This window comes from Parvibaculum sp. (assembly GCF_049672805.1).
Lineage (GTDB): Bacteria > Pseudomonadota > Alphaproteobacteria > Parvibaculales > Parvibaculaceae > Parvibaculum.
In genome coordinates, this window is sequence record NZ_JBATWS010000077.1 from 1 (window position 1) to 7,054 (window position 7,054).

The following is a 7,054-nucleotide window of genomic DNA, read 5'->3' on the forward strand; positions in this document are numbered from 1 at the left end:
GTTCTTGGCCTGGCCCTGGCGATTGTGATTCTGGCAGGCGGCATTGCTGGCTGGCGGGCATGGACGCATTCGGCCCGTGTGGAGGCCTCGGCCCGTTTCCAGGAGCTTCTGGCAGAAGCGGAAAAGGCTGAAACGCCGCAAGCCGCTGCCGCAGCCTTCGCCGAGTTCGCAGCCGACACGACCAATGGCTATGAAGTTCTGGCGCGGTTCCATCAGGCGGACCGACATCTCGCCGCAGGTGAGACCGATCAGGCCCGGGCGGCTTTCGAGGCGGTGGCAAATGATGGTGCTGCTCCCGATATTCTGCGCGGCATGGCAACAATCAAGGCGGGGCTTCTGCTCGTCGATAACCTAAGCCATGACGACATGAAGGCGCGCATGGCATCGGTCATGAAGGATGGCTCGCCCTGGCGGCCGCATGCGCTTGAGCTTCTGGCTCTCTCCGCCATGCGCGAAGGCGCGTGGAGCGAGGCGAATGCAAATGCGGCGGCGATCATTGCCAACCCGCTGTCACCTGCGGGTCTTCGTGATCGCGCCTATGTGATCCAGGCGCTTGCCGCACCGCATCTGCCGCGTAGCGTGACGGAGCCTGCCGCGCCCGCCGCTGCGGACGCAGAAGAAGACGCAACGCCCGTGCAGACCGAAGAACAGGACGCTGCACAGGAAGACGCCCCCGAAGTTCCGGCTGAGACGGAGTAAGCCCGCATGATGATGAACGGTTTTTCGGCCGACAGGTCTGTCATTGTGCGCTTTGCGCTGCTGGCTCTTCTTGCCGCAAGCGTGGCGGGTTGCAGCAAGGTGACGGATGTCTTCAGCTCCGACAACAAGACCGTTCTGCCCGGCAAGCGCCTCTCCGTCATGGAGCTTGGGGCGCAGCTTGAGGTGGACCCTGCCATTGCGGATGATCTCATCCTGCTGCCGGACGCGCGCGTCAATGACAGCTGGCCGCAGCCGGGCGGGGCCGCCACGAATGCGAACTATCATCTGTCTGTGCCGGGTAATCTGAACCGCCTCTGGTCGATCAGTGCAGGCACAGGCTCCGGCCGCGTCGCCCAGCTTCTTGCACCGCCCGTCATCGCGGATGGCAGGATCTACGTCTTTGATGCGCGTTCCACACTGCATGCCTTCGAGCAGACATCGGGCAAGAAACTCTGGTCAACGCGCTTCGCACCCGAAGGCGAAAATGAAGATGCAGGCCGTGGCGGCGGCGTTGCTTATGAGGACGGCAAGGTCTTTGTCATTACCGGCTTCGGCACGGCGCATGGCGTTGATGCGGGAAGCGGCGCGGTGGTCTGGAATCAGCCCGTCGGTGATCCTTTCCGTTCGGCCCCCACAGCCGCCGGTGGCCGCGTCTTCGGTGTGACGGTGGACAACCAGACGATCTGCCTCGATCAGAAGACAGGCGAGGTGCTCTGGCGTCATCGTGGTCTTGTCGAAAGCGCGGGCATTCTCGCGGCCTCGAGCGTTGCGGTGCTCGGCTCCGTTGCCATCGCGCCTTACTCATCAGGCGAGCTTGTCGCGCTCCGCGTGGAAAACGGCACCCCCGTCTGGACGGATTCACTGACGCGCACCGGTGGTGTCACTTCGCTCTCGGCCCTGAACGACATTGCAGGCCGTCCGGTCATCGACCGAGGCCGCGTCTTCGCGATCAGCCATTCGGGCCGCATGGTCTCGATTGATCTGCGCACGGGTGAGCGTGTCTGGACGCGCGACATTGGCGGTGTGCAGACGCCGTGGGTTGCGGGTGACTATGTCTATGTCGTGACGCTTTCGCAGGAAGTGCTCGCCATTTCCGGGCGCGACGGACGCATCCGCTGGATATCGCCACTGCCGCGCTGGAAGGACCCGGAAGATCGGGAAGGCCCGATCGAATGGTCGGGGCCGGTGCTCATCAGCGAGAAGCTCGTGCTCGTTTCATCGCGCGGCGAGGGTATCTTGCTCTCTCCCCTCACGGGTGAGGTCACGGGCAATTTCTCGCTGCCTGACGGCGCGCTCATCACCCCTGTAGTGGCGAATGAAACGCTCTATATTCTGACCAATGACGCAAGGCTGACCGCGCTGAAATAAGCGCGGTGCTGCGGACGGTTGATTACCGCCCGCCACGGCAGAGAAGGGCCGCATAAAGTGTCTTTTAAGGTGGCCATCGTTGGCCGTCCCAATGTCGGCAAATCGACGCTGTTCAACCGCCTCGTCGGGCGTAAGCTCGCGCTGGTGGATGACACGCCGGGCGTCACCCGAGACCGGCGCGAGGGTGAGGCAAGCCTTGGCGACCTCACCTTCACCGTGGTTGATACGGCGGGACTGGAGGAGGGTGTCGGCGACAGCCTCGAAGCGCGTATGCGACGCCAGACCGATCTTGCCATTGCAGAAGCAGACGTCTGCCTCTTCCTCATGGATGCGCGCGCAGGCGTGACGCCGCTCGACCAGCGCTTTGCGCAAATCCTCCGAAAGTCTCCCACACCCGTCATTCTTGCCGCGAATAAATGCGAAGGCGGTGCCGGGGAAATGGGGCGCATGGAAGCCTTTGAACTCGGCCTCGGCGCGCCATTGCCGCTCTCGGCCGAGCATGGCGAGGGGCTTGGCAATCTATATGATGCGCTCTCTGAGTTCGCGCGCGGTCTTGAGAAGGATGATGCAGAGCAGGCGCTTGAAGACGCGCTGGCGGAAGAGCAGGAAGCGTCCTTCGATCCCGATGCGCCTTATGAGCCTGATCTCGAAGCGCCGCTCCGTATCGCCTTTGTCGGTCGTCCGAATGTCGGCAAATCGACACTGGTAAACCAGCTTCTTGGTGAAGACCGGATGCTCACCGGCCCCGAGGCTGGCATCACGCGAGACAGTATCGGAATCGAATGGGAGTGGCGGGGTCGTCGCGTCAAACTGTGGGACACGGCGGGCATGCGCCGCCGCGCCCGCGTCACGGAGAAGCTAGAGAAACTTTCGGTGGCAGACACGCTGCGCGCCATCCGCTTCGCGGAAGTCGTGGTTGTGCTGCTCGATGCGACGCAGCCTTTCGAGCGGCAGGACCTCCATATCGCCGATCTGGTCGAGCAGGAAGGTCGCGGTCTTATCATCGGTGTCAACAAGTGGGACACGGTTGAAAATCCGCAAGAAGTCCTCCGTATACTGAAAGAAGAGCTTGAACGCCTGCTGCCGCAGATCAGGGGCGTTCCCATCGTTCAGCTTTCCGCGCTGACCGGGAGGGGAGTGGAGAAGCTGATGCCCGTCATCGAGCGTGTCCACACTGTCTGGAACGCGCGTGTCGGAACGGCAAGGCTCAATCGCTGGCTGGAAGAAGCGGTTGCCCGCCACCAGCCGCCCGCGGCCAAGGGACGTCCGGTAAACCTGAAATACACCTCTCAGGTGAAATCCCGCCCGCCCACCTTCGCCATTTTCTCAAGCCGCGCCGACGAGGTGCCGACATCCTACCGCCGCTATCTGGTGAACAGCCTGCGCGAAACCTTCGATCTCCCCGGCATCCCGATCCGCCTGCTGATGCGGAAAAGTAAGAATCCTTATGCGGGGAAGAAGGGGCGGAACTAGCCTCTCTTGCAAAGGCCGATCAGGCTTTCGCTTGCGCCTTCTGATATTCCACAATCTCGCCATGCCGCTCGTTGGAGGGGAGGGCGAGGTCGATGAAGAGCGGTACGAGGTCGGCGGGCTTTGTCAGCGTGGACGGATCTTCGCCCGGCATTGCCTTCTTGCGCATGGCGGTGCGGGTCGGCCCGGGGCTCACGGAGTTGACGCGGATTGATGTTTTCTCGCACTCCGCCGCCCAAGTTTTCATCATCGCATCAAGGGCTGCCTTGGTAACGGAATAGCCGCCCCAATAGGGCTTGCACTTATGCGCTGCGCCGGATGTCACGAAGACCGCGCGGCCTGCATCGGAGCGCTTCAGCAGGGGTTCGAGAGAGCGGATAAGGCGGTAATTTGCCGTCACATTCACGGCGAGCGTCTTGTCCCAGTCTTTCGGGTCCATATGGGAAAGCGGCGTCAGCGTGCCAAGCAATCCGGCATTCGCTACGAGAATGTCCAGCTTGCCCCACCGCTCGAAAATCGTCGCGCCCAGCCGGTCGATCGCCGCGAAGTCGGTCAGGTCCATCGGCACCAGCGTGGCCTTGCCGCCGACCTTCCTGATCTCGTCATCCACTTCTTCAAGGCCGCCCACGGTCCGCGCGATGAGGATTACATGCGCACCCTCTGCCGCCATGCCGAGCGCCACAGCGCGTCCGATCCCGCGCGATGCGCCAGTAATAACCGCGAGGCGGTCCTGCAAACGTCCCGTCATTCTGTCAGTTTCCGGTTTTTGAAATGGTCAGGCGATTTCCGCGAGAAGCGAAAGTTGCCGGGTGCGGTGTTCGCCGTCCCTGTCCTTGAGTGGCGTCGGGTAGTCGCCAGTGAAGCAGTGATCCGTCAGTTGCGGGTTCTCCGGGTCGCGGTGGGTGAAGCCCATCGCGCGATAGAGTCCGTCCACGGAAATGAAAGCAAGGCTGTCAACGCCGATATAGGCGCGCATCCCTTCGAGATCATAATTGGAGGCAAGGAGCTGGTCGCGCTCCGGCGTGTCGATGCCGTAGAAATCAGGATGTGTGATGGGCGGGCTTGCCACGCGCAGATGCACTTCCTTGGCGCCCGCCTCATACATCATCTTCACGATCTTGATGGAGGTGGTGCCGCGCACCACGCTGTCATCCACGAGAATAATGCGCTTGCCATTCACGATGGCGCGATTGGCATTGTGCTTCAGCTTCACGCCAAGCTGGCGGATATGCTGTGTCGGCTCAATGAAGGTGCGGCCGACATAATGGTTGCGGATGATGCCAAGCTCGAAGGGCACACCCGATTCAGCGGCATAGCCGATGGCAGCGGGTACGCCGGAATCCGGCACCGGGATCACCACATCGGCATCCACACCGGACTCGCGGGCAAGTTCCTGGCCAAGGCGCTTGCGCACATTGTAGATGCTCTTGCCGCCGACAATGCTGTCAGGCCGCGCGAAGTAGATATATTCGAACACGCAAGGACGAACCTGCTGGACGGGGAAGGGGCGGATCGACTCAATCTTGATCTCGCCATTCTCGCGTGTGCAGAGCACCACTTCACCCGGCTCCACCTCGCGCACGAATTCCGCGCCGATAATGTCGAGGGCCACCGTTTCCGAGCAGAAGATCGGCGCCCCGGCTAGCTTGCCGAGGACCAGCGGGCGAATGCCGAGCGGATCGCGGGCCCCGATGAGTTTCTTGTTGGTGAGGGCGACAAGTGCATAGGCACCCTGAATTTGCGACAGCGCTTCCACGAAACGCTCAAGCACGAGCGGCTTCCGGCTGCGGGCGACGAGCTGGAGAATGGTTTCCGTGTCCGAAGTGGACTGGAAGATGGCTCCGTCGCGTACGAGTTCATTGCGAAGAGTGATGGCATTGGTGAGGTTGCCATTATGCGCCACCGCAAATCCGCCGCCCCAAAGGTCGGCAAAGAGCGGTTGCACATTACGCAGAATCGTCTCGCCTGTGGTCGAGTAGCGCACATGGCCGACAGCCATTTCCCCCTTCAATCGGTCGATCACCTTGGCGGAGGAGAAATGGTCTCCCACGAGCCCAAGTCGCCGTTCCGAATGGAAATGCTCGCCATCATAGGCAACGATGCCCGCTGCCTCCTGACCGCGATGCTGAAGCGCATGCAGGCCAAGCGCCGTCAGGGCCGCCGCATCGGGATGACCGAAAATGCCGAAGACGCCGCATTCTTCACGGAGCCGGTCATCCGGTATCAGATCATCATCGGCCATGGAGGAAGGGTTCAAACTTAGCGCAGTTCCCTCCCCGGCATTCGCCGCAGAAGACGGCAGGGAGAGATCAAACTGCATCTGGTCAGGCATTCCTGAAACTCCGGAATAGTCGGGTATCTACTCCCCGGTCGTATTCTCGAACAAACGATCGAGCCCCCTCCGTTCGGACGGGTTATACCCCGGTCCATTGCCTCTGTCAGCGCCCGAATCAGGGGCTGTCTGTCGAGGCTGAGACTGCGCCGGGGGAGGCGCGGTCTGTTCGCGTGGCGGTTCGCTCTGCCGGGGCGCCTCCCGCAAGGGTGCGGTCGTGCGCGGTGCCGCCTCGTTGCTCGCCGACTGTGGTGCCAGCGAGAAGAGGAACGCAGCTGTGTCTTCTACCACAGGCCGCGTCTTTGCATAGCGGATCCAGCCGGGCTGGTCATCCGGGTCGGGCACCAGCCAGACAAAGAAGAGATAGGCGACGGTTACAATCAAGAGACCGCGCGCCAGTCCAAAAATGAAACCGAGCGTCTTGTCGAGCAGGCTCGCCCGCTCATGAAGTTCCATCAGCGAACCGGACCAGCGCGCTGTCAGCGCGGCCGTAAGGGCATAGCCCGCGATGAAAATGCCGACGGCGGCAATGGCAGCGGCAAGCCAGGCGGGCGACACCGCTTCACTGACGATGGGGGTTAGATAGGGAAAGAGCCACAGGGCGGCAAGGGCGCCCACGACCCAAGCGAGAATCGAGAGCACCTCATTCGTGAAACCGCGCAGCAGCGCCAGCACGCTTGAAACGAGCAGGACACCGATCACGATGAGATCGAACAGCGTCAAATCACTCTCCCCCTAACTCTGTCCATTCTATCACAAATCGCTCTTTGTCCTTTTGGTTTGCCGCCCTTCACCGGCAGCCAGATGGGCAATCAGCCCCGCCAGATCGGCCACTTCCGTGAAGGAAAGGGCGGCTGACCCCCTTGTCCGGGTCGCGCCCTGCGGCAAGATCGCCCGGGAAAAGCCGAGCTTTTCTGCCTCTTTCAGCCGGGCATCCATCTGGTTCACGGGCCGGATGGCTCCGGAAAGGCTGATTTCGCCAAAAATCACGCAATCGGGGGGGAGCGGGTTTCCCGTGATCGACGAAATAAGGGCCGCTGCCACGGCAAGGTCCGCCGCAGGCTCGTTGATTCTGAGGCCGCCCGCCACATTTAGGTAAACATCCTGCCCGGCGAGGGAGAGGCCGCAGCGCGCTTCGAGCACCGCCAGCACCATGGAAAGCCGCCCGCTATCCCAGCCCACAAC

At 62.0% G+C, this 7,054-nt stretch carries 7 protein-coding genes; 3 read left to right on the forward strand and 4 right to left on the reverse strand.

The features are described 5' to 3' along the window. From WBF74_RS02525 to der, 3 genes are all read left to right on the forward strand, one after another. The coding region (locus tag WBF74_RS02525; protein ID WP_424434689.1) for a tetratricopeptide repeat protein at positions 1-699 on the forward strand (699 nt) is incomplete at its 5' end. A gap of 6 nt (positions 700-705) precedes the next feature. Further along, on the forward strand, positions 706-2,067 hold the full coding sequence (locus WBF74_RS02530; RefSeq protein WP_424434692.1) for a PQQ-binding-like beta-propeller repeat protein: 1,362 nt from the start codon (positions 706-708) through the stop codon (positions 2,065-2,067). 57 nt (positions 2,068-2,124) lie between these two features. Beyond that, complete coding sequence (der, locus tag WBF74_RS02535) at positions 2,125-3,540, forward strand: ribosome biogenesis GTPase Der (protein ID WP_424434695.1); 1,416 nt, start codon at positions 2,125-2,127, stop codon at positions 3,538-3,540. 19 nt (positions 3,541-3,559) lie between these two features. On the opposite strand, the gene WBF74_RS02540 is transcribed toward der, so the two are convergent. The 4 genes from WBF74_RS02540 to WBF74_RS02555 all read right to left on the reverse strand — a co-directional run. Further along, positions 3,560-4,285: an SDR family NAD(P)-dependent oxidoreductase gene (locus WBF74_RS02540; protein WP_424434698.1), complete on the reverse strand. Its 726-nt coding sequence runs from the start codon at positions 4,283-4,285 to the stop codon at positions 3,560-3,562. 27 nt (positions 4,286-4,312) lie between these two features. Next, positions 4,313-5,869, reverse strand: coding sequence for an amidophosphoribosyltransferase (gene purF, locus WBF74_RS02545; protein WP_424434701.1), 1,557 nt, complete (start codon positions 5,867-5,869; stop codon positions 4,313-4,315). A 27-nt stretch (positions 5,870-5,896) separates the two neighbouring features. Then, complete coding sequence (locus WBF74_RS02550; RefSeq protein ID WP_424434704.1) at positions 5,897-6,592, reverse strand: CvpA family protein; 696 nt, start codon at positions 6,590-6,592, stop codon at positions 5,897-5,899. Between the two features lie 30 nt (positions 6,593-6,622). Next, positions 6,623-7,054: magnesium chelatase domain-containing protein (locus tag WBF74_RS02555; RefSeq protein ID WP_424434707.1), on the reverse strand; the 432-nt coding region annotated here is incomplete at its 5' end.

Excerpts from the sequence above, each read along its gene's own strand:
- purF (WP_424434701.1), bottom strand. The coding sequence starts at position 5,869 with ATGCCTGACCAGATGCAGTTTGATCTCTCCCTGCCGTCTTCTGCGGCG.
- WBF74_RS02530 (WP_424434692.1), top strand. The coding sequence starts at position 706 with ATGATGATGAACGGTTTTTCGGCCGACAGGTCTGTCATTGTGCGCTTT.
- WBF74_RS02540 (WP_424434698.1), bottom strand. The coding sequence starts at position 4,285 with ATGACGGGACGTTTGCAGGACCGCCTCGCGGTTATTACTGGCGCATCG.